This is a genomic window from Microterricola viridarii (assembly GCF_001542775.1).
Lineage (GTDB): Bacteria > Actinomycetota > Actinomycetes > Actinomycetales > Microbacteriaceae > Microterricola > Microterricola viridarii_A.
In genome coordinates, this window is record NZ_CP014145.1 from 3,202,926 (window position 1) to 3,225,183 (window position 22,258).

21 protein-coding genes are annotated in these 22,258 nt (G+C 70.6%); 9 read left to right on the forward strand and 12 right to left on the reverse strand.

Going from position 1 to position 22,258, the window contains the following annotated elements; translation table 11 throughout:
* Positions 1-35 precede the first annotated feature (35 nt).
* Complete coding sequence (locus tag AWU67_RS14690; protein WP_067230711.1) at positions 36-935, forward strand: hypothetical protein; 900 nt, start codon at positions 36-38, stop codon at positions 933-935.
* Positions 932-1,789 carry a DUF2510 domain-containing protein gene (locus AWU67_RS14695; protein WP_067230714.1) on the forward strand — a complete coding sequence of 286 codons (858 nt, stop codon included), beginning with the start codon at positions 932-934 and terminating at the stop codon, positions 1,787-1,789. Before AWU67_RS14690 ends, AWU67_RS14695 begins: the two co-directional genes overlap by 4 nt.
* A 68-nt stretch (positions 1,790-1,857) precedes the next feature.
* On the opposite strand, the gene AWU67_RS14700 is transcribed toward AWU67_RS14695, so the two are convergent.
* The 6 genes from AWU67_RS14700 to AWU67_RS14725 all read right to left on the reverse strand — a co-directional run bounded on the left by AWU67_RS14700 (position 1,858) and on the right by AWU67_RS14725 (position 7,375).
* Positions 1,858-2,859: a serine hydrolase domain-containing protein gene (locus AWU67_RS14700; RefSeq protein WP_067230717.1), complete on the reverse strand. Its 1,002-nt coding sequence runs from the start codon at positions 2,857-2,859 to the stop codon at positions 1,858-1,860.
* A 77-nt stretch (positions 2,860-2,936) separates the two neighbouring features.
* Positions 2,937-3,323 (reverse strand): DUF1304 domain-containing protein, encoded by a 387-nt coding sequence (locus tag AWU67_RS14705; RefSeq protein ID WP_067230719.1) that lies wholly within the window; start codon positions 3,321-3,323, stop codon positions 2,937-2,939.
* A gap of 57 nt (positions 3,324-3,380) precedes the next feature.
* Positions 3,381-4,427: a DUF2804 domain-containing protein gene (locus AWU67_RS14710; protein ID WP_067230723.1), complete on the reverse strand. Its 1,047-nt coding sequence runs from the start codon at positions 4,425-4,427 to the stop codon at positions 3,381-3,383.
* 36 nt (positions 4,428-4,463) lie between these two features.
* Entirely contained in the window at positions 4,464-5,150 is a 687-nt protein-coding gene (locus tag AWU67_RS14715) for an HAD hydrolase-like protein (RefSeq protein WP_129586738.1), read from the reverse strand.
* Between the two features lie 157 nt (positions 5,151-5,307).
* Entirely contained in the window at positions 5,308-6,003 is a 696-nt protein-coding gene (nucS, locus tag AWU67_RS14720) for an endonuclease NucS (RefSeq protein ID WP_067230726.1), read from the reverse strand.
* Between the two features lie 106 nt (positions 6,004-6,109).
* Entirely contained in the window at positions 6,110-7,375 is a 1,266-nt protein-coding gene (locus AWU67_RS14725) for an MFS transporter (RefSeq protein WP_067230729.1), read from the reverse strand.
* A gap of 90 nt (positions 7,376-7,465) precedes the next feature.
* Here AWU67_RS14725 and AWU67_RS14730 point away from each other — a divergent pair, with 90 nt between their 5' ends.
* Entirely contained in the window at positions 7,466-8,524 is a 1,059-nt protein-coding gene (locus tag AWU67_RS14730; protein WP_067230732.1) for a LacI family DNA-binding transcriptional regulator, read from the forward strand.
* A gap of 113 nt (positions 8,525-8,637) precedes the next feature.
* Here AWU67_RS14730 and soxR read toward each other — a convergent pair whose 3' ends face one another.
* Complete coding sequence (gene soxR / locus AWU67_RS14735; RefSeq protein WP_067230736.1) at positions 8,638-9,114, reverse strand: redox-sensitive transcriptional activator SoxR; 477 nt, start codon at positions 9,112-9,114, stop codon at positions 8,638-8,640.
* Between the two features lie 71 nt (positions 9,115-9,185).
* Here soxR and AWU67_RS14740 point away from each other — a divergent pair, with 71 nt between their 5' ends.
* Both AWU67_RS14740 and AWU67_RS14745 read left to right on the forward strand, forming a co-directional pair.
* Positions 9,186-9,719 (forward strand): flavin reductase family protein, encoded by a 534-nt coding sequence (locus tag AWU67_RS14740; RefSeq protein ID WP_234407275.1) that lies wholly within the window; start codon positions 9,186-9,188, stop codon positions 9,717-9,719.
* Between the two features lie 59 nt (positions 9,720-9,778).
* A complete protein-coding gene (locus tag AWU67_RS14745) occupies positions 9,779-10,402 on the forward strand; it encodes a superoxide dismutase (RefSeq protein ID WP_067230743.1) in 624 nt (207 codons plus the stop codon).
* A 45-nt stretch (positions 10,403-10,447) separates the two neighbouring features.
* On the opposite strand, the gene AWU67_RS14750 is transcribed toward AWU67_RS14745, so the two are convergent.
* Entirely contained in the window at positions 10,448-11,731 is a 1,284-nt protein-coding gene (locus AWU67_RS14750; protein ID WP_082717034.1) for an MATE family efflux transporter, read from the reverse strand.
* 136 nt (positions 11,732-11,867) lie between these two features.
* On the opposite strand from AWU67_RS14750, the gene AWU67_RS14755 reads away from it, so the two are divergent.
* Together AWU67_RS14755 and AWU67_RS14760 are read left to right on the forward strand one after the other, a co-directional pair.
* The gene (locus tag AWU67_RS14755; RefSeq protein WP_067230748.1) at positions 11,868-12,971 is read left to right on the forward strand and encodes an ABC transporter ATP-binding protein; all 1,104 of its coding nucleotides are present in this window, start codon (positions 11,868-11,870) and stop codon (positions 12,969-12,971) included.
* On the forward strand, positions 12,968-14,704 hold the full coding sequence (locus AWU67_RS14760) for an ABC transporter permease (RefSeq protein ID WP_067230751.1): 1,737 nt from the start codon (positions 12,968-12,970) through the stop codon (positions 14,702-14,704). The genes AWU67_RS14755 and AWU67_RS14760 overlap by 4 nt, the downstream gene beginning before the upstream one ends.
* Before the next feature lie 810 nt (positions 14,705-15,514).
* Here AWU67_RS14760 and AWU67_RS14765 read toward each other — a convergent pair.
* Positions 15,515-16,933, reverse strand: a complete 1,419-nt coding sequence (locus AWU67_RS14765) for an FAD-binding oxidoreductase (RefSeq protein ID WP_067230754.1) — start codon at positions 16,931-16,933, stop codon at positions 15,515-15,517.
* Between the two features lie 229 nt (positions 16,934-17,162).
* A complete protein-coding gene (locus AWU67_RS14770; protein WP_067230756.1) occupies positions 17,163-17,534 on the reverse strand; it encodes a YccF domain-containing protein in 372 nt (123 codons plus the stop codon).
* 115 nt (positions 17,535-17,649) lie between these two features.
* Here AWU67_RS14770 and AWU67_RS14775 point away from each other — a divergent pair, with 115 nt between their 5' ends.
* A complete protein-coding gene (locus tag AWU67_RS14775) occupies positions 17,650-19,611 on the forward strand; it encodes a M13 family metallopeptidase (RefSeq protein WP_067230759.1) in 1,962 nt (653 codons plus the stop codon).
* A 259-nt stretch (positions 19,612-19,870) separates the two neighbouring features.
* Positions 19,871-20,794 (forward strand): serine hydrolase, encoded by a 924-nt coding sequence (locus AWU67_RS14780; protein ID WP_067230762.1) that lies wholly within the window; start codon positions 19,871-19,873, stop codon positions 20,792-20,794.
* Between the two features lie 72 nt (positions 20,795-20,866).
* Here AWU67_RS14780 and AWU67_RS14785 read toward each other — a convergent pair whose 3' ends face one another.
* Both AWU67_RS14785 and AWU67_RS14790 read right to left on the reverse strand, forming a co-directional pair.
* Complete coding sequence (locus tag AWU67_RS14785) at positions 20,867-21,307, reverse strand: NUDIX hydrolase (protein ID WP_234407276.1); 441 nt, start codon at positions 21,305-21,307, stop codon at positions 20,867-20,869.
* Between the two features lie 21 nt (positions 21,308-21,328).
* On the reverse strand, positions 21,329-21,961 hold the full coding sequence (locus AWU67_RS14790) for a polysaccharide deacetylase family protein (protein ID WP_199922303.1): 633 nt from the start codon (positions 21,959-21,961) through the stop codon (positions 21,329-21,331).
* Positions 21,962-22,258: the final 297 nt, after the last annotated feature.

The following is a 22,258-nucleotide window of genomic DNA, read 5'->3' on the forward strand; positions in this document are numbered from 1 at the left end:
CAGGCGGTGGCGCCCGCGCCCGGTAGCGTCGAGGTATGAGTGTTTCACCGCCCCCGTTCGGCCTGCTGCTCGATGTTGATGGGCCGATCGCCAGCCCGATCACCCGCACGATCGCGATCGAGTCGATCGTCAGCGACCTGGTGACGCTGGCGGATGCCGGCATCCCGATCGTCTTCAACACGGGGCGTTCCGACGCCTTCCTGCGCGCGGAGGTCGTCGCCCCGCTCGTGGCCGCCGGCCTGCCGGCGCACGCCCGGGTGTTCGCCGTCTGCGAGAAGGGGGCCGTCTGGTTTCCGATCACGCCGGCCGGTGCCGGCGAGATCGAGGTCTCGAGCGAGCTGGCCGTTCCGGCCGCCTACGGCGCGGCGATCGAGGAACTCGTGGCGACGAGCTTCTCAGAGCACATGTTCTTCGACCAGACCAAGCGGGCCATGGTCTCGGTCGAGCAGCACAAGCACGTCGAGAGCTCCGACTACCGCGGCAGCCAGGCCGATTTCGACGCGGCGGCCTTCGCCGAGATGGCCCGGCACGGGCTCGGCGTCGAGCACAACGGCGTGACCGCGGCGGGATCCGCCGGCGAGATCGGCTACCGGGTCGACTCGACCATCATCTCCACAGACGTTGAATCAATTCAGCTCGGCAAGGACCTCGGCGCGATGCGCGCGATCGAGATGCTGCGCCCGAACGGGCCGCTGCCGCTGCAGTGGCGCACCGTCGGCGACTCGCGCACCGACTACGCAATGGCTGATTGGCTGCACGAGCAGGGATATTCTGTTGCTCACGTCGACGTGCGACCAGCCGACGGCGTGCCGGAGACACCGTACCCGGTGCTCACGGCGGGGGATTTGATTCATGATGAGGCCGGCGCGGCGTTCCTTGCCCGCTGGGTCGAGATGGTGCGCGGCACGGCCGCGCAGGACGGAGACGTGCGATGAGCTTCAGCACCACGAATGGCACGCTGCCGGCCGCCGGTTGGTACGCCGACCCGCAGGATGCCGCGCAGCTGCGCTGGTGGGATGGCTCCCAGTGGACGACGCACACGTCGCCGGTGCCGGAGCCCGTCGCCACCCCGGAACTGCCCGCCATCCCCAAGTACGGAGAGTACGTGGCGCCGGCTGTGCAGCCGTACGGCACGAACTCCTACGCCGAGCAGCGCTACGCGGCGCAGCCGCCTGTCGCTCCGTCATCCATCGCCCCGGCGTCTGCCGCGCAGCAGGCTGCCGCTCAGCCCTACACCGGGCAGACCCATGCGGCGCAGCCGTACACCGTGCACTCGTACTCGGCGCAGCCGTACTCGATGTCGGCTGGCAACTCGCGCGTGGCCGAGGGAACCCCGACAGCCGGCTGGCAGATCTGGGCCATGGCGCTGGTGCCCATCGTCTCGCTGCTTCTCCTGTTCACCTGGGACATCGAGTCGTACGTGCGCACGTCGATCGACAACCCGGCGACGGCCGACGCGGTGCTGCTGGACCCCGGCTACCTGCTGGTCACATTCGGCAGCTGGGTGCTCGCCGCCGCCTTGATCGTGTTCGCCGTGCTGGACTGGCGCTGGCTCGGCCAGCAGGGCTACCCGCAGCGATTCCACTGGGCGTGGGCGATTCTCGGCAGCCTGATCTACATGATCGGACGCGCGGTTGTGGTCAAGCGCCAGGCCGGGAAGGGTCTCGCCCCGATGTGGGTCGCGATCATCGTCAACGTGCTCAGCGTGGTCCTCGCACTCGTGTGGACGATCCAGATGATCGACACGATTCTCGGTGGGGCGATGCTGACGCCGGGCATCGCCTCTTAGGCTTCAGCGTCGGGCTTCCAGCCGGGCTCCTCTCCGAAGAGTGGGTCGGCGGCGCGGGCCTCAGCGACCTAGGGCCGGTTGCCCGCCACGACCGCATTGTGCAGGCGGTCGGGGTCAACGCCGAAACGGCCGGCCTCCATCACATTGGTGAGCAGGGTGAAGCACACGCCCTGCTCCGGGTACACCCAGAACTCGCAGCTACCCCAGCCGCGGTGCCCGTAGCCGTCGGCGGCGAGCAGCGAGGGGGCGTCGCGGCGCAGCCGCACGCCGAGGCCCCACGCCTCGCCGGGGGCGCCCGGCGCCGGCGTCATCACGGGCAGGCCGAGTGTGCGCGGGCGCTGCATGGCCGCCACCGTGGCCGGGTGCAACAGCGCTCCGTCTCCGCGCCCGTCCTCGCCGAGCAGCGAACGGCCGAGAGCCAGCAGATCCTCTGCGCGGGCGTAGCCACCGGCTCCGGGGTGCTGCAGGCGCTGCATGCCCTCGTAGTCGAGGCCCACGTCGTCCGCACCGTAGATCGGGTGCGGGTCACAGCCGGCGTCGAACGTGAATCCGGCTGCGCCGGCATCCGCCACCAGCTCGGCGACGGACTGCTGCCACGGCCGGGCGTCAGCCTGCTCGATCATGGCCGCGATGCCCTCGAAGGCGAGTGAGGAGTAGCGCACGGCCTGGCCGGCGCCGAACTCGGCGCCCGTGCCGATCAGGTCGGCGCGGAGCCCGGCCGGCGAGGCGATGTTGGGGTCGCTGATGCCCGAGCTGTGGCTGAGCAGGTGGCGCAACTCGACGACGTCGCTGCGGTTGGCGCCGAAGCCGGGCACGGCGTTGCTCAGTGGGTCGGTCAGCGAGAGCCGTCCCCGTTCCACGGCGCGCAGGGCCGTCATGGCCACGACCGGCTTGGTCACCGAGAACAACGGGAAGTAGTCGTCGACGGCTGCCGACCGCTGCCCGCTCGCACCGAACGCCACGAGCTCCTGCACGCCGTCGGCCGTTGCGATGCCGAGCACCGCGGTCGGCAGCCTTCCGGCCTCGACGTGTGTGCGGGCCCAGTCGACGGCGTAGCCGTGGTTGCTCATGTGTTCCTCTCGTCGTGCAGCTCCGGCTCGCCGTGCGTGCGCTGTCTCTGGAAGAGTAGCGCGGCGGGCCCGGCCGCTCAGGCGAGCAGGGCGATCAGCAGCAGAACCAGGCCGATCAGCGGCGCAGCCAGCTGCACGAGGGCGGCGCGGAGTAGGCGGCGGTCAGAGGCCAGCAGCACGAGGCCGGCCGCCACCATCGAGCCGGCCCCGGCGAACAGCAGGGCAGCGCCGGGGGCGAGGGCGCCCGAGCTCGCGAAGCCGATGCCGACGGCGACAATGATGGCGAGGAACAGGTTGTAGAAACCCTGGTTGAAGGCGAGCTGCCGGGTGGTGGCGGCATCCGCCTCGCTCGTGCCGAAGGTGCGCCGGGTGGCCGGTGCCGTCCAGCGCAGTGACTCCAGCACGAAGATGTAGACGTGGATCAGGGCGGCGATGGCGAGCAAGATCAGGCTGAGTGCGAGCATATAGTCATTCTTGCCTGCCCTGCCGCCGCTGCGGTAGTCCGGGCCGCCCGCGGCCCGCTACCAGCGGTTGTGCACGTGCTCGGCCCAGCCGTAGACGCCGTCGACCCGCAGCACCGTGCCGTTCTCGTCGACCGCCGTGCCGGTGTAGCTGCCGAAGCACTGGTGCGTCTCGGATCCGATGACGAGCATGTTCGTCTGCGATGACCGGTCGAACTCGGGCGTGAAGAGGAGGTCGAGGTGCTCGCCGCGGATGCGCCACGGCGCCAGGAAGTCGCTGGTCGAGTACTCCCAGACCAGCTCGTCGCCGTACTTGGTTAGCCGGCCGTCGACGCTGAGCGAGTTCTCGGTGGAACCGGTGCCGGCCGTCCACTTGCCGCCGAGCTGCAGGCCGATCCGCTTGCCGTCGACGATGCCGGATGCCGCGCCCCAGTTCCAGGTCATCGAGTAGGGCCAGCGGCCCCGGCCGTGGTCGAGCGTCGCCCAGGATTCCCCGGCCGTCAGCTCGTGCCGCACGCCGTCGACGGTGACGCTGCCGTGGGCAGGGCGGGCGACATCCTTGACCGTGTACTGGAACAGCCGCTCGTTCCACGGCACCACGACGCCCATGCCCTCGTGGCCGGTCGGCCGCTCGGCCACGATGTCGATGCTCACCCGGGCCGAGGCGGCGCGCAGCCGGGTGCCGCCGCGCCCGGCATCCGCGGTGCCGGCCTCACGTTCGTCGATGTCGATCGAGAGCGTCTTGGTGCGGGCCCTCGCGGGGCCGGCGCCGAGGGTGCCCGGCAGCGTCGCGCTGCCGCTCAGCGGGCTGATCGCGACGAGGTCGACCTCCTCGCCGGTTGCGCGGTCCTTCACCCAGAGCTGGTGCAGGCTCGCGTAGTCCAGGCTCGACACCGTGACGCCCACGATGTGCGTGGGCGAGGTGACCGCCCAGTACTCCCAGCGCTTGTTGCGCCCCCAGCCGTAGGCGCCCCGGCCGATCCCGTCGGTCAGGAGCAGCGGATGCCGCGCCCAGCCGACCGCGGCCGGGTTCAGCTTGCCGTTCGGCAGGCAGAGCGGGGTGGGCACCGTGATTTCGCGCTCGGTGGTGGTCTGGGTGCGCGTCATGGTGAACTCCGTTGTTCGTGGTGGCGGGCGAGGAATCTAGCCGAGCAGCTTCTTCGCGAGCTGGTCGGCCGAGTACACGGTGGCGTAGGCGTCGGCGGCCTCGGCGGGGGAGCCGTAGCCCCATTCGACGAGGATCGTCGGCAGGCCGTTGGCCGCCGCTCCGATGGTGTCGTAGCTGCGGTCGCCGACCATCACCGCGCGGGAGACGTCGTGCCCCTGCTCGCGCAGCCGGCGCAGGGCCTCTGCAACGATGTCGGCCTTGGCGCTGCGGCTCTCATCCTCGGTGGCACCGCAGATCACGTCGAAGTTCTCGGCCAGGCCGAAGGCCTCGAGGATGCGCGTCGCGACGGTCTCCGGCTTGCTCGTGGCCAGGGCCAGCGGAACGCCGGCCGTCTTGATGCGCTCGATCAGCCCGGCGACGCCGGGGAAGACGGCGGTGTCGAGAGCGGAGCCGTTGTAGTCGGCGCGGTAGACGCGGATGGCCTCCCACGCCTCGTCCTCGCTCATGCCCGCGCGGGTGCGGAAGGAGTCCAGCAGCGGCGGGCCGACGTAGGCGAGCAGCTCGGCGGCATCCGGAACGGGCCGGCCGAGGGCCTCGAAGGTGCGGGCCAGGGAGGCGGTGATGCCGGGGGCGGAATCGGTGATGGTTCCGTCGAGGTCGAACAGGATGGCGGACCAGACGGTCGTCGCCGTGGGGGGTGTAGTCAAAATGGGGGTGCTCACCGGGCCATCCTACGGTTTGGCCGCTGGGAGTCGCCTCTTTGACGCCCCGAGGATGCGCCGTTGGGAGTCGCCTCTTTGACGCCCCGAGGCTGCGGCGTTGGGCGCCGCTTCGTTGACGCCCCGAGGATGCGCCGTTGGGCGCCGCCCCGAGCGCTGCCTAGAAGAGGCGGTGGTGGCCGTCGTCCATGCCGCGCATGGCGTCGTAGTCGAGCACGAGGCAACGGATGCCGCGGTCCTCGGCCAGCGTGCGCGCCTGCGGCTTGATCTCCTGCGCGGCGAAGACGCCCTGCACCGGTGCGAGGTGGGGGTCGCGGTTCATCAGCTCGAGGTACCGGGTCAGCTGCTCGACACCGTCGATATCGCCGCGGCGCTTGAGCTCGACCGCGACAGCGCCTCCGGCGGCATCCCGAGCCAGGATGTCGACGGGCCCGATCGCCGTCATGTACTCGCGGCGCACCAGCGTGTGGCCGTAGCCGAGCAGCTCGATCTGCTCGGCGAGCAGCTTCTGCAGGTGGGCTTCGACGCCGTCCTTCTGCAGGCCGGGGTCGATGCCGAGCGGGTGGTCGCTGTCGTGCTCGACCTCGTAGATGCTGACCACGAGCTTGTCGGCGGTCTTGGTGTGGGTGACCGTCCAGAGCTCGGTGATGCCGGCCTCGGCCTGTTCGGCGCTCGGCTCGCTCGCGGCGAGGGTGCACGGCGGGCTCATCCAGTTGAGCGGCTTGTAGCTGCCACCGTCGGAGTGCACGAGCAGGCTGCCGTCGGCCTTGACCATCAGCAGGCGCTTCGCGAGCGGCAGGTGGGCGGCGAGACGACCGGCATAGTCGACGGAACAGGTAGCAATGACAAGGCGCACCGTCCGAGTTTAGACGGCGCGATGCGCAGCATCGCGAAAGGCGGCAGCCCGCACTCAGGAATCCTGCGATTCAGTGAACGAAGCTCGAACGCTGCTGCGGCGGCGCTTACGCGGTTGGTGCGGGAGTGCGCTTGCTCGCCTCGCGTGCGGCCGGCGCGCAGAGCCCGGCGAGCAGCAGCAGCACGAGCACCACGATGAGGGCGTTCAGGATGCCGAAGTGCTGGCCCAGGAAGCCGAGCAGCGGCGGGCCGGCCAGGAAGGCGCCGTAGCCGATGATCGCCACCGCGCTGACCCGGGCCGCGGCGTGCTTCGGATCATCGGCGGCGGCCGACATGCCCACCGGGAAGCCGAGAGCGCTGCCGAGGCCCCAGAGGATGGTGCCGACGATGATGACCGGCATCCCGCCGCCACCGAAGATGAACAGCGCGAGGCCGGCGATGCCGAGTGCGGCGCAGGTGCGCAGAACGGGCACGCGGCTGAAACGGTCGAGGATTGGTCCGCCGGCGACGCGTCCAACCGTCATCGCCGTCACGAAGACGCCGAAGATGATCGCGCCGGTGGTGTTGTCGTAGCCGTGGCCGTCGACGACGGCGAGGGCGATCCAGTCGTTTGCCGAGCCCTCCGCGAAGGAGGTGCCGAGCACGATCACCCCGATCAGCAACAGTCGGTTGTCGGCGAAGACGGCCAGGTTCTCGCGCAGTCGGGCGGACCAGGGCAGGCGCGAGGCTTCCGTGTGCGGGTCGTCACCGACAGATTCCCGGATCGGAATATATCGAACGGCAATGAAGATGGCGATGACGATCAGGGTCGCCATGATCGCCAGGTGGGTGGCGACCGGCACGTGCAGCGCGGAGGCGGCGGCGCCGAGCGCGGCGCCGGTCATGGTGCCGAAGCTGAAGAACGCGTGCATCAGCGGCATCAGCGTCTTGCCGATCTCACGCTCGGCGGCCGCACCCTCGACGTTCATCATCACGTCGACGGCACCGTTGCCGAAGCCGAACAGCGCCATGCCGACCACGATCACGGGCAGCAGGGCGAACACGCTGCTGCCGAGTCCGACCGTCACGAGCCCGGTGGCGACGAGGCAGAGGGCGAAGATCATGCCAAGGCGCGCACCGAAGCGGGCCAGGACGGCGGCCGACAGGCTGAGGCCGACGACCGAGCCGATCGACATGCCGAGGATCACCAGGCCGACGGTCTCCAGCGAGATCTGCAGGTCGTCGCGCACCGCCGGGATGCGCGCCACCCAGCTGGCCACGCTCAGGCCGCTCAGGAAGAACACGGCGAACACCGCGTTCCGCCAGGCCAGCAGGCCGGGGCGCTGGGGCGTGACGGTTGCAGCGGTTGCGGGCGGGGAGGTCGGCTCTGACATGGCGTTCCGATGTTCGGCTGGCGGGGACATTCACAGGGGACAGGCTCAGTGTATCGAATCGATTCGATTTGTTCGATCTAGACTACCCACATGACGGATGCCGCAGCAGCCCACGCTCGCCCGACGCTCGCCGACGTGGCGGCCCGCGCCGGCGTCTCTGCCTCGACGGCCTCACTCGCGTTCAGTGGCTCCGGCCCGGTCTCCGAGGCCACCCGCGAGCGCGTGCTGGCGGCGGCCCGCGCCCTCGACTACGCCGGCCCGGACCCGCGCGCGCAATCGCTGCGCCGCGGGCGCTCCGGCATCGTCGGCGTCGTGCTCGAGGAGCGCGTGCGCGCGGCCTTCCTCGACCCGGTCAAGATCCAGATGCTCGACGGTATCTCCGAGGGCATCCTGCCGCTCGGCGCCGGCCTGCTGCTGCTCACCGACACCGGCGACGACGCCGTGAGCGTCGCCAACGCGCCCGTCGACGCGGTCGCGCTGATCGGCTGCAGCCCGCGGCTCGCGCACACCGTCGCGCAGCTGCGGCAGCGCGGCATCCCGATGGTCGCCATCGAGGGGCACGCCGGCGACGACATCATCGAGATCTCCATCGACAACGAGGAGGCCACGCGCCGCGGCGCCGAGCACCTGCACGAGCTGGGGCACCGCCGGGTCGCCCTCGTGACGCTGCCGCTGGATCCCGAGCGCACCCGCGGGCCGCTGACTCCTGAGCGCGAGGCGGCGAGCACCTCGGCGACGACGAGCGAGCGCATCGCCGGCGCGCGCGCCGTGTTCCCCGGCATCTCAGGGGTCACCGCCGGCGCGAGCGACGTCGAGGAGGGCCGGCTGGCCGGCTTGGAGCTGCTGCGCGTGGCGGAGGGCCGGCCGACCGCGGTGATCGCACAGAGCGACCTGCTGGCCGCCGGCGTGATCCGGGCGGCAGAGGAGCTCGGGCTCGCGGTTCCCGGCGACGTCAGCGTGCTCGGCTTCGACGGCGTCAAGGTCGACGGCCTGGCGCCCTACGACCTGACAACCCTGGTGCAGCCGTCGGCGGCGAAGGGGCGCGCGGCCGGGGAGGCTCTCGTGCTGATGCTGGCGGGCGAGCACCCGGAGGGCACCTGCTTCAGCAGCGTGTTCCACCGCGGCAACACCACGTCCGCCCCCGCCTGATTCCGTTGAGAGCGGTCAAATGGCCGCTTTTCGACGCCGAAACCGGCCATTTGACCGCTCTCAACGGAATGTTGGGGTGACGGGAGGCGACGGGGCGACGGGGCAGCGGGCGGCTAGGGGGTGGGGTCGAGGATGCGGCGCGGTCCCGGGCCGTCGGCGCCCAGCGCGTCGCGGGAGTTCACGACGGCGCAGCGCGTCTGCGACAGGCAGCCGCAGCCGATGCAGCCGGTGAGCTCCTCCTGCATGCGGGCCAGGATGGCCTGCTGGCGCGCGAGGTGCTCCGACCAGGTCGCGGAGATGCGCTTCCAGTCCGCCCGGGTCGGCGGGTGGTCCTCCGGCAGGCTCGCCAGGATCTCGGCGACCTCGCTGAGGGTGACTCCGTAGCGCACCGAAACCTGGATGAAGGCGATCCGCCGCAGCACGTGCCGCGGGAACAGGCGGGTGTTGCCGGCCGAGCGCACGGCGGGGAGCAGCCCGAGGGACTCGTAGTAGCGCACCGTTGACACCGGCACCCCCGCACGTCGCGCGATCTGCCCGATGGGCAGGACGTCGACTGCCTTGGGGTCCTGCGTCACGAATTCTTTCGTCATATGGCGACCTCGCTTGATCTCAAGTCAACTTGAGATGTTAGCGTTACAAATGCGTGGGGCACAATCGTGCCGTGCCGCGCACGAACAGGAGAACAATGTCGCAGGATGCCGCCGCAGCAACGATCGATCAGTTCAAGGCGGCCTTCCGACGGCACCCGGCCGGAGTCGCCGTGATCACCGCGGAGAGCGCGGAGGGGCCAGTTGGCCTGACCGCCTCGAGCGTGGCATCCGTTTCGGCCGAACCGCCGGTCCTCGTGTTCTCTGTCACCACCTCGGCCGGATCGGCCGGCAGTATCCTGGCCGCTTCCACCTGCGTCGTGCACCTGCTGCACTCGGAGAACGTCGACATCGCCCGTTCCTTCGCCAAGAGCGGCGCCCCGCGTTTCGTGCCGGAGCAGGGCTGGATCACCCGGGGCACCGGCGAGCCGTTGCTGCCCGACGCCGCCGTGATGCTGCACTGCAAGATCGTCGACAAGGTCGCGGTCGGCGCATCGACGCTGGTCATCGCAGAGGTCCTCGAGATCGACGAGGGCGTCGAGGGCAGCCCGCTGGTCTACCACGACCGCAACTTCCACGGCCTGCAGCACCACAGCATCCTGCACTGAGCCAACTCCCCGAGTTCACGACACCGGGCGGCACACGCGCGCCCGATTGAAAGGAAACGATGTCTCTCTACACACTCCCCGAACTGGGCTACGACTACGCGGCGCTCGAGCCGGCGATCAGCGGCCGAATCATGGAGCTGCACCACAGCAAGCACCACCAGGCCTATGTGACCGGAGCGAACACGGCGCTCGCGCAGCTGGCCGAGGCCCGCGAGACCGGCAGCCTGGCGAACGTGAACAAGCTGCAGAAGGACCTCGCGTTCAACCTCGGTGGTCACGTGAACCACTCGATCTTCTGGACCAACATGTCGGCGGATGGCGGCGACAAGCCTGTCGGCGAGCTGGCAGCGGCCATCGACGACACGTTCGGCTCCTTCGAGAAGTTCCAGGCGCACTTCACGGCCACCGCGCTGGGCGTGCAGGGCTCCGGCTGGGCGATCCTCGCCTGGGACACCCTCGGCCAGCAGCCCATCATCGTGCAGCTCTACGACCAGCAGGGCAACCTGCCCGCCGGCATCGTTCCGCTGCTGATGCTCGATGTCTGGGAGCACGCCTACTACCTCGATTACCAGAACGTGCGGGCGAGCTACGTGAGCGCCTTCTGGAACATCGTCGACTGGCAGAACGTCGCGGCCCGCTTTGAGCGCGCGCGCAGCACGACCAGCGGGCTCATCAGCCTATAGCCGACATTCGGGTGGTCGTCGGCAGCCGGGCATCCGCCCGGGCGCTCAGCGCGTCGTGCCGACGACCATCCAGCGCGGTCCTGCCGCGCGCAGGCCGAGCGTCACGGCGCGGGCGCCGAGGTAACCGAACACGAAGGCCGCCATCAGCCAGGCCAGGCCGGCGGCATCCGGGATCGCCAGCCCCTGCACGAGCAGGGCGAGCGGCACGAAGACCGCGAAGTTCAGGATGCCGGTGAGCGCCAGGTAGCGCGCGTCGCCCGCGCCGATCAGCACGCCGTCCAGCACGAACACGAGCCCGCCGAGCGGTACGGAGAGCCCGAGCACGATCAGGGCTGGCTGCAGCAGCGCCGCGACATCCGGATCGCTCGTGAACGCCAGGCCGAGCACGCCGCTCGTTGCCACCACGATCAGGCCGAGCACGGCGCCGCCGCCGATGCCCCACTGCAGGCAGCGCGCGAGAACGGCGCGCACGCCGTCTGTGTCGCCGGAGCCGAGCCCCTTGCCGACGAGGGCCTGGGCGGCGATGGCGAGGGCGTCCAGGGCGAAGGCGAGCGTGGCGAACAGTGTCATCGCGATCTGGAAGGCGGCGAGTTCGTTGGAGCCCAGTCCGGTCGCCACGAACACGGCCAGCAGCATCGCCGCGCGCAGGCTCACCGTGCGCAGGAACAGCCAGCCGCCGGACGCCGCGCCGCCGAGCACCCCGGCGTGGTGCGGCAGCAGGCCGGCGCCCACCCGGCGGGCGTGGCCGGTGACCACCACGAGGTAGACCAGCGCCATGCCCCACTGCGCCACGACGGTGCCGATCGCCGAGCCGGCGATGCCGAGGCCGAGGCCGTAGATGAAGAGGAAGTTGAGCGCGATATTGGCCGCGAACCCGACGCCGGCCACATAGAGCGGGGTGCGGGTGTCTTGCAGTCCGCGGAGCAGGCCCGTCGCCGCGAAGATCAGCAGCATGGCCGGCAGGCCGAACATCGAGATGCCGAGGTAGATGACGGCCTGCTCCGTCACGGCCGGCTCCGCCCCGAACAGCCCGGCCAGCCAGGGGGCGGCGAACCAGCCGCCGACGGTGAGCAGCACGCCCAGGCCCGTTGCGAGCCAGATCCCGTCGATCCCGGATGCCACGGCGCCGCGCTCGTCGCCCGCGCCGAGCCGGCGGGCCACCGCCGGGGTGGTGCTGTAGGCGAGGAACACCATCAGCCCGATGATCGTCTGCAGCACGGCGCTGGCGATGCCGAGGCCGGCCAGGGGCACGGCGCCCAGGTGGCCGATCATCGCCGAGTCGGCGAGCAGGAACAGCGGCTCGGCGATGAGCGCGCCGAGCGCGGGCACGGCAAGGCTCAGGATCTCGCGATCAACGGGGCGGCGGCGGAAGACTGTGATGCTTCGAGCCTAGGGCGCACGGCTGCCCGTAAGGAATTTGTCAGAATTCTCCCCACGAGGCGTGGAGCGGCGTAGCGTCGCCACTATGAGCACGGTGACGGAAACCTCGATCGGTGAGGCGCCGGTGATTGAGACCCGGGGCCTGCAGAAAAGCTTCGGCCGGGTGGTGGCGCTCGACGGGCTCGACCTCAGCGTCGCCCGTGGCGAGGTGCACGGCTTCCTCGGGCCGAACGGCGCGGGCAAGTCCACGACGATCCGCGTGCTGCTCGGCCTGATGCGTGCGACCGGCGGCACGGCATCCGTGTTCGGGCAGGATCCCTGGGCGGATGCCGCGGCGCTGCATGCACGGATCGCCTATGTGCCCGGCGACGTCAGCCTGTGGCCGAATCTCTCCGGCGGCGAGGCCATCGACCTGCTCACCCGGCTGCGCGGCGGCGACGCCGACAAGCGCGCCTACGCCGGCCGGCGGGAGGAGCTCGCGGCGGCGTTCCAGTTCGACCCGTCGAAGAAAGCCCGCACCTACTCCAAGGGCAACCGGCAGAAGGTGGCGTTGATCGCGGCGCTCGCCACCCCGGCCGAGCTGTACATCTTCGACGAGCCCACCTCGGGGCTCGACCCGCTGATGGAGGCCGTGTTCCGCGAGCAGATCGCGCTGCGCCTGGGCGACGGCGCCAGCGTGCTGCTCAGCAGTCACATCTTGAGCGAGGTCGAGCACCTCTGTGACCGGGTGAGCATCATCCGCGCAGGCCGCACCGTCGAGAGCGGCACTCTGGCCGAGCTGCGCCACCTGACTCGCACGGAGGTCGCCTTCGCCGCCGCGGGGGAGGCCGGCGACGTCACGCCGGAGCAGCTGGCGCGAATCCCCGCGGCCCACGACCTGGTGCGGGACGGCGGCCGGGTGCGGTTCACCGCCGACAGTGACGACATGCCGCGGGTGCTCGCGGCGCTCGCCGAGCTGCGGGTGGCCGGCGTCACCGTGAACCCGCCGTCGCTGGAGGAACTCTTCATGCGGCACTACGGGGCGGACGGGGTTTCGACAGGCTCAACCAGCGGGGCAGGCTCAGCGAGCGGGGCAGGCTCAACCGGCGGGGCAGGCTCAACGAGCGGGGCTGGCTCAACGAGTGGGGCTGGCTCGACCGGCGGGGCAGGCTCAGCGAGTGGGGCTGACTCGGAGCAGGCGCGGACATGACCGCCGTGCGCCCGATGGCCGGGCGGGCCGGCGCGGCCGCCACGGCATCCGCGGACCAGAGGCCGCCGCGCACGCTGATGCCGCTCGTGGCGCAACGGTTCCGCCGCGACCGGGTGCAGCTGATGGCCTGGGTCGCCGGATTCGCGCTGCTCGCCTACGTCGGCAACGCGGCCGTCACCGGCACCTACGGCACGGAGCCGCAGCGCGTCGAGGTGCTGAAGCTGATCCAGTCGACGCCCGCCGTGCTGATGCTGCGCGGCACCCCGCAGGGCCCGGCCGCCGACGCTTTCCAGTTCTTCCTGCTGTTCGCCTTCCTCGGCGTGCTGATCGGGCTGATGCAGACATTCCTCGCCGTGCGCCACAGCCGGGCAGAGGAGGAGTCCGGTCGGGCGGAGCTGATCGGGGCGACGCCGGCCGGGCGCAGCACTCCGATCCTCGCGACGCTGATCGAGGGGGTCGTGGCCGCCGTCTCGATCGGCGTGGTGTCTGCCCTCGGCTATCTTGCGGGCGGCGCGAATGTGTACGGCAGCTGGCTGGCCGGGGCGGCGCTCGCCGTCACCGGCATCGCCTTCCTGGGCGTCGGCCTGTTCTCCGCCCAGCTGATGCGCACCTCCCGCGGGGCGAACGGCCTGGCCGCGGCCGTCGTCACGATCTCCTACGTGCTGCGCGGCCTCGGCGACTCGATGGGCACGGTGCACGCCGACGGCGTGAGCATGACGGCGGCCTGGCCGAGCTGGCTCAGCCCGATCGGCTGGGGGCAGGCCGTCGCCCCGTTCTCTGTCGCCCCGCAAGACGGCCAGCACGCCTGGCCGCTGGCGCTGGGCCTGCTGCTCGGAGCGGTGCTCGTCATCGCCTCGCTCTGGATGCAGGCACACCGCGACGTCGACTCGAGCGTGATCCCCGAGCGGGCGGGCCGGCTGCATGCGCCGGCCAGCCTGAGCGGCCCGATCGGCCTGGCCTGGCGGCTGCAGCGCAACGCGGTGATCGGCTGGGCGGTGGCCGGGGCGCTCTTCGGGCTTCTCGTGGGTGCGCTGGGCCAGACGCTGGTCGACCTGGTGCGGGCGGGCAACGGCGCCGCAACGGACGTGAGCAACAGCATCGGCAATACGCTGTCGTCGTTCGCCGGGCCGGGCGCCGCCGGCTCCTTCATCGACCTATTCACCGCGTCGATGTTCAGCCTCGTCGGCATCATCGCCGCGGTCGGGGCGGTGCAGGCGATGGTGCGCGCCCGCCAGGACGAGGCGTTCGGCACGGCTGAGCTCGTGCTCGCGACGCCGGTGACCCGGGTGCGCTGGTTCGCCAGCTACCTGGTGCTCGGGGCGGTGACCGCCGTGCTGGTGCTGGGTGTCGCCGTGCTCGGCGCGGTGATCGGCCTCGCGGGATCCGCCGGGATCGGCGATCGGGCCGCAATCGCCGCGCAGGCCGGGCTCGCCCAGCTGCCCGCCGTGCTGGTGCTGCTGGCCGTCGTGGCGCTCATCTTCGCCCTGCTGCCGCGCGCCACCATCTGGCTCGGCTGGGTGGTGCTGATCCTCGCCATCGGCATCGGCCAGTTCGGCGGGCTGCTCGGGCTGCCGGATGTCGTGCGCGACGCCTCCCCGTTCTCACACACGCCGGTCGTCGGCACGGGCGCCGTCGACTGGAGCGGGGCCTGGGTGATGCTGGTGCTCGCGCTGGCGCTGTCGGCGCTCGCCGCCGTGCTGGTGCGCCGTCGCGACGTCGCGCTGGGCGGGTAGCTGAGCCGGCTTCGGTCGCGGGCGCGCCCCCGAGCGGGCGGGGGATGCTGTTCCCGTTGGTTGAGTAGACAACGGGGAGATGCCTGTTCCCGTTGGTCGAGTAGCGAGGAACGAGCGTATCGAGACCTCGCACCCGGCTCGGTTTCGTGTCGGAAGCCGGGTCTCGATACGGCCCTGGCGGGCCTACTCGACCAGCGGGGGAGGAGCGCCGGCCCGCTGGTTGAGCTCCCTCTCGCTGGTTGAACCCCGACCCGCTGGTTGAGCTTGTCGAAACCCCGCCCAGGAGCGCCCTCCACCAGCTGGTCGAGTAGCGAGGAACGAGCGTATCGAGACCTCGCAGTGCCGGAAGCCGGGTCTCGATACGGCCCTGGCGGGCCTACTCGACCAGCGGGGGAGGAGTGCCGGCCCGCTGGTTGAGCTTCCTCCCGCTGGTTGAGCTTGTCGAAACCCCGCCCGGGAGCGCCCCTCCACCCGTTGGTCGAGTAGCGAGGAACGAGCGTATCGAGACTTCGCACCCGGCTCGGTTTCGTGCTGGAAGCCGGGTCTCGATACGGCCCTGGCGGGCCTACTCGACCAGAGGGGGAGGAGCTCCCTCCTGCTGGTTGAGCTTGTCGAAACCCCGCCCGGGAGCGCCCCTCCACCTGTTGGTCGAGTAGCGAGGAACGAGCGTATCGAGACTTCGCACCCGGCTCGGTTTCGTGCCGGAAGTCGGGTCTCGATACGGCCCTGGCGGGCCTACTCGACCAGCGGGAGGGCGGGTGCCTTGGCTTCGGTCGCACGCTCCCTCGAGCCAACGGGCGGGGGAGTGGGCTACTGGATGGGGTGCGCGGAGCGGATGCGATCGGCCGGGTCGTACTGCGCCTTGGCCGCGCGCAGCCGGGCGAGTGTTGCCGCCGGGTAGAGCTGCTCCGGCGCGGCGCTCGACTCCCGGAAGTTGATGTAGTCGATGCCGCTCTGCCAGGGCCGAGTCGCGTCGAGCACCGCGGATGCCGCCGACTCCACCATGGCCGCCGCCTCCGGCGTCGGCGCGATGCCGACCGCGTAGATCAGGAAGCGGCCGTGCAGGCTGTCCACGGCGCCACCTCCCGGTGCCGGCACAGAGACGGCCCCGCCGAGCTGGCGGATTTCAACGGCCAGCAGCGGCGACTCCACGTCCGGTCCGGCCAGCTGCACGAGCAGCTCGATGGCCTCGCGCGGCAGCTCGGCGAGGTTCGCACCGTCCCCGGCGCCGGGCACCGGCCCCGGTGGGTCCATGTGCACCTCGCCGAGGCGGCCCACCGGCATCAGCCCGAAGGTGTCGATGATCGGCCCGAGGTCGCGCAGCGGGGAGAGCGTGGCCTCGGCTGCGGCCGAGCGCTCCGCGTCGGATTCGCTGCCAGCCGGCTGGTCCACGGCGATCGCCCCGTCGATGGCGACGAAGCGTTGGCCGCGCAGGAACTCCGGCAGCTCGGGCATCGGCGGCACGCGCAGCAAGCGCAGGCTGGTGGTGGCGCTCTCGTCGGCGTCCCTGCTCCACTGCTCCCATGCGGTGAGCACCTCGGCGGCGCGCTCCAACGGGAACAGCAGCATGCCGGCGTAGGCGTCGCGCACGGCGAAGACGCGCATGGTGATCGCGGTGACCACGGCGTAGTTGCCGCCGCCGCCTCGCAGCGCGTAGAACAGCTCTCCCTCGGTCTCGGCGGTGGCGCGCAGGATGCGGCCGTCGCCAGTGACGGCCTCGATCTCGGTCACGTGCGAGGCGGCGAGGCCGAGGCTACGGGCGAACCAGCTGAGGCCGCCGCCGAGCAGGTAGCCGGCGACGCCGACATCCGGGGCGGAACCGGCCAGGCCCATCAGACCGTGCTCGGCCAGAGCTGCGGTGACGTCTGCCCAGATCACACCCGAGCCCACGCGCACGGTGAGCGCCTCGGTGTCGACATCGATGCCGGCGAGGGCCGTGGTGCGGATCAGGAGGCTGCCGGCCAGGTCGCCGAGCGGAGCGGCCATGTGGCCGGTGCCCTGAGCGACGACACGCAGCTCGTGCTCCGCCGCGAAGAGGATGGCCTGGCGCACGTCGTCGGCGTTGCGTGGGGCGACGACGGCGTCCGGGTGCTGGTCCGCGCTCAGGTTCCAGGCCTGCCGGGCCGCGTCCCAGCCGGCATCCGCCGGCGTCGTGACGACCCCGGCGATGCGCCCGGCCAACTGGGCGTAGACCTCGGCGGGCAACGAAGTGGATTCTGCGATGGTCATAGTGGCCTTCTTCTCGGGATTGTGGCGCGACCGGAGAGGATGCCGACCCCTGCCACAGCAGCGGGGTCGAGGCGGAGAAACCCGTGGACCGCGTCGATGCGAGACGATTTTCGGCCGCACCGAGAACCCACGGTAGGCGGGGTGCACACCGATGGCCTCAGGGGTTTCCCTGAACCGATCGGCGACCTCGGACGACCGCCCAGGGGTCTCGGGCCGGGGGCCACCCGCCCTAGATGTCGACGATTTCCTTGCCGAGCGGGGCCAGCGAGACAGGCACCATCTTGAAGTTGGCGATGCCGAACGGGATGCCGATGATCGTGATGCACAGTGCGATGCCAGAGAGGATGTGGCCGATCGCGAGCCACAGCCCGGCGACGATGACCCAGATCACGTTGCCGAGGAACGACCAGACACCGGAGGTGGGCTTGTTCACGACGGTCTTGCCGAACGGCCAGAGAGCGTAGGCCCCGATGCGGAACGAGGCGATGCCCCAGGGGATCGTGACGATCAGGATGCAGCAGACCACCCCGGCGACCAGGTAACCGAGGAACAGCCAGAAGCCGCTGAGAACCAGCCAGATGATGTTGAGCAGCGTCTTCATAGTCCTCACAGTGAAGCAGTTCTGGCAGGGCTTCGCACGCTCGCCGCGCATCGACCGCTTCGCCACTGGCGGAATCCCTCCGGTTCTGAGTGGGCTTCCCCATAGGCTGAGGGGCATGACCGCTGCGACGACTGCTTCTGGAATTGTGCTCGACGAACTCGACCCGGCCGTGCGCCCGCAAGATGACTTGTTCCGCCACGTCAACGGCAAGTGGATCGCACGCACCGAGATCCCGTCCGACAAAGCCCGCTACGGCTCGTTCTACGTGCTGCACGAAGAAGCCGAGGAGGCCGTGCGCGAGATCATCAACGAGTCGCAGGGCGCGCCGGCCGACACAGAGGCGCGCAAGATCGGCGACCTGTTCACGAGCTTCATGGACGAGGAGCGCATCGAGAACCTCGGCGTGACGCCGATCGCCGGCCAGCTCGCTGCCGCGGCATCCGTCTCCTCCGTGCCCGAGTTCCTCGCCACGCTCGGCGAGCTCGAGCGGGCCGGCGTCAGCGGCTTCTACCAGCTCTTCGTCGACAACGACCCGGGCGACCCGGAGCGCTACCTCGTCTTCGCCGAGCAGGGCGGCATCGGCCTGCCGGATGAGAGCTACTTCCGTGAGGAGAAGTTCGCCGACATCCGCACCGCCTACAAGGCCCACCTGGAGCGCATGTTCCGCCTGGCCGGCCTGAGCGAGCCCGCCGAGCGCGCCGAGCGCGTCTTCGCTCTCGAGACCGCGATCGCCGGGCTGCACTGGGACAACGTGGCCAGCCGCGACAGCGAGAAGACCTACAACCTGATGAGCTGGGCGGATGCCGCCAGCCTCGTCCAGGCCGACCTCGCCATCTGGCGCGACGCCATGGGAGCCCCGACTGGCGTGTTCAACGAGCTCGTGCTGCGCCAGCCCAGCTTCACCAGCGGGCTCAGCGAGCTGCTCGTCGAGGAGCGCCTCGGGCAGTGGCGCGACTGGATGTCCTGGCAGGTCATCCGCGGCGCGGCCGCCTACCTGACCGCCGAGATCGTCGAGGCGAACTTCGACTTCTACGGCCGCACGCTCACCGGCACCCCCGAGATGCGCGAGCGCTGGAAGCGCGGCGTCTCGCTCGTCGAGGGCGCGCTCGGCGAGGCCGTCGGCCACATCTACGTCGACAAGCACTTCCCGGAGTCGGCGAAGACCGCCATGGACGTGCTCGTCGCCAACCTGGTCGAGGCCTACCGGCAGTCGATCACCACGCTGGACTGGATGAGCGCCGAGACCCGCGAGCGCGCCCTCGACAAGCTCGACAAGTTCACGCCGAAGATCGGCTACCCGGTGAAGTGGCGCGACTACTCGCTGCTCAGCATCGACCCGACCGACCTGATCGGCAACGTGCGGGCGGTCAGCGAGTTCGAGTTCAACCGCGAGCTCGGCAAGATCGGCAAGCCGATCGACCGCGACGAGTGGTTCATGACGCCGCAGACCATCAATGCCTACTACAACCCCGGCTTCAACGAGATCGTGTTCCCCGCCGCCATCCTGCAGCCGCCGTTCTTCGACGAGGCTCGGGATGCCGCAGCCAACTACGGCGCGATTGGCGCCGTCATCGGCCACGAAATCGGCCACGGCTTCGACGACCAGGGCTCCAAGTACGACGGCGACGGCCGCCTCACCGACTGGTGGACAGAGGCCGACCGGGCCGCGTTCGAGCAGCGCACGGCATCCCTCATCGCCCAGTTCGACGCCCTCGCTCCGGCTCAGGTGCCCGACCACCATGTGAACGGCGCGCTCACGATCGGCGAGAACATCGGCGACCTCGGCGGACTCGCCATCGCCTGGAAGGCTTACCTGATCTCGCTAGATGGCACAGAGCCGCCCGTGCTCGACGGTCTGACCGGGGCGCAGCGCTTCTTCCTCAGCTGGGCGCAGGCCTGGCAGATGAAGGGGCGCGACGAGGAGGTCATCCGCCTGCTCGCCATCGACCCGCACTCGCCGAACGAGTTCCGCTGCAACCAGATCGTGCGCAACATCGACGAGTTCTACAGTGCATTCGACGTGACCGAGGCGGATGCCGCCTGGCTGCCGCCCGAGGAGCGCGTCACGATCTGGTGAGCGTCGCGGGTTTGTGCACGTCGGCTGGAGGGTGCCGCGCCGGGACGAAGGAGCAGCGCAGCGCCCGAAGCCCGGGAGCCGACGTGATCGGGTGTGGGCTTCGGTCGCTGGCGCTCCCTCGAGCCAACGCGGGGGTCGTGGCGTATTCAGCCTCGGGAGCTACACTCTGTGGAGACCCGTGACAGTGCCTGTTTCGGGTGACATTTCCGCCGGGCCAGGGGAGCCGGGCGATCCACTGATTCAACCCGAAGGATGACGCTTGACCAGCCCTGCCCCGCACTCTGAACGACGAGTGCGTCAGGCTGCGCTCGATCGGGGCAGACACCAGGGCGGCGAGCCGAACGAGAACTTCGGGCGCGGCTTCTCGGCGCTCGCCGACCTCGCCGTCAACGGCGTGCAGCTGACGGCCCACGCCAGCGATCTGGCCACCGGGCGCGTGCTGTTCTCGGTCGACGACCACGTCTCGATGCCGACCGCCGGCATCGGCAAGGTGCTGCTGCTCATCGAGGTCGCCGCCCAGCTGAGCGACCCGGAGTTTGAGCCGGCGATGGCCGGCGGGCTGGCGATCCTCGACCGTTTCGCCGGCGATGCCGTCGGCGCGGAGGGCCTCTGGCAGCACCTGCAGGCGCCGGCGCTGCCGGTGGCCGACCTGGCCGCCCTCGTCGGGGCATCCGGCGACAACCTGGCCAGCAACGTTCTGCTGCGGGTCATCGGCCTGGAGGCCGTGCGCACCCGCGGCGAATCTCTCGGGCTCAGTCGCACCGCGCTGCTGGACATCGTGCGCGACAACCGTGGGCCGGATGACGCCCCGCAGCTGTCGGTCGGCTCTGCCGGCGAACTGGCCTGGCTGTTCACGGCCCTCGCCCGCGGCGAGGTCGTCTCGCCCGAGGTCTCACAGCGCGTCGTCGGCTGGCTCTCGCTGCACGCCGACCTCTCGATGGTCGCCAACGCCTTCGGCCTGGTGCCGCTGGCCCACCGCGAGTCCGACCACGGGCTGTTGCTGGTGAACATGACGGGAACGGCCCCCGGAGTGCGCAGCGAGGTCGGCGTGCTGCGCGGCCCGCGCGCCGGCGTCAGCTACATGGTGTCGATGCAGTTCGCCGACACCGCGCTCTCGGCCCGGCTCGAGGTGCTCGACGGCATGCGCCAGGTCGGCGTGGACCTGCTGGAGTACGTGCACTGAGCACGGGTTTCGACAAGCTCAACCAGCGGGTGGGGCTCAACCGGCGGGTGGGGATCAACCAGCGGGTGGGGCTCAGTCGATGAGGCCGAGGGCGGCCAGGCGCTGCAGCACCTCGGCGCCGGCGGGCGGGCAACGGTCGACGTCTGCCGCGGTCACCCAGTGCAGGGCGCTCACCTCGGCCGACGGCTCCGGGGTGACGCCCGCCGCCACGGCGGCCTCCACCCCGAACACGTGCATGCGCACCAGGCGCCCCTCCGGTTCGCCGTGCGCCTGCGTCGTGACCTCGAACAGTTCGCTGAGCGAGTCGGTCGGGAGTTCGATCGCCACCTCCTCGCGAGCCTCGCGCGCGGCGGCATCCTGCACCGTCTCGCCGGCATCGATCTTGCCGCCAGGCATGTAGTGCACCGCGCGCCCGCGCGCCGTGACCATCAGCACGCGGCGGTCGCGGATCAGGGCGACGGCCGCCACGTGGATGTCGGGCAGTGCCGCGCCGGGCAGATCAGAAGAGCTCACACTTCTATTCAAGCGCAGCGCTCAGGGGTGCTGCTCACTCGTGAACACGTCATTGAGCGTGACGGTCTGCAGGCCGCGCTCGCTGAGGAGTGCCTGCAGCTGAGGGAACACCCGCGTGACCGGGTCGAAGTTCAGGTGGCCGATCACGATGTGTTGGGGCAGGAACCACTGCGTTGCGAAATCCATCACCTGCTGTTCGGTGATCAGGCCGGAGTCGGACAGCGAGCCGTACCAAAGCGTGGGAACGGTGTACCCGATGCTCGCGGCGAGGGCGTCGACCCTCTCGTCATGGGCGCCGTATGGCGGTCGAAAGTACGGCCGGGCGTCGACGCCCCACGTCTGCTCGATGAAGTCGTGGGCGCGCTGCAGCTCCGAGAGCACCTCCTCGTCGGAGATCGTGGTGAGGTCGGCGTGTGACCAGGTGTGGTTGCCGAGTTGGATCTGCCCGGAGGCCACGAGGGGTCGCAGGGCCTCGATGTTCGCATCCCAGGCGTCGTACCCTCCGGTGACAAAGAGGGTCAGGCGCGTGCCCGTCTCGGCGGCGAACGCGGCGTAGGCGGCGATCACGGCGGCGCTGGAGCCGTCATCCGCCGTCCAGGCGAGCAGCGAGCCATCGCCAGGCAGGCTGCTCAGCGTCCCCGTGCCGACGGGCACGCGGGCCAGCTGTGGCGCTGGCTGAGGCTGCGGGACGAGCTCAGGGCCCGGCGGGTGGGCAGGAACCGGACGGGGCTCTGCCGGCGGCGGGGCCAGAGGCCGCACACCGGCCGACGTGGGCCGCGACACCGTCGCGCAGGAGGCCAGCGCCAGCACCGCCCCGACCGTCCCGATCGAGAGAAAACCCCGCCTGTCCATGCATGCCCCCCAGCAGCCGCGCCGTCGCGCTGGCCCGATACTACGCCCGGTTCGCCCGAGTGGCGCGACATGGCCACTCCGGCGTGGTGCAGCCCGCCG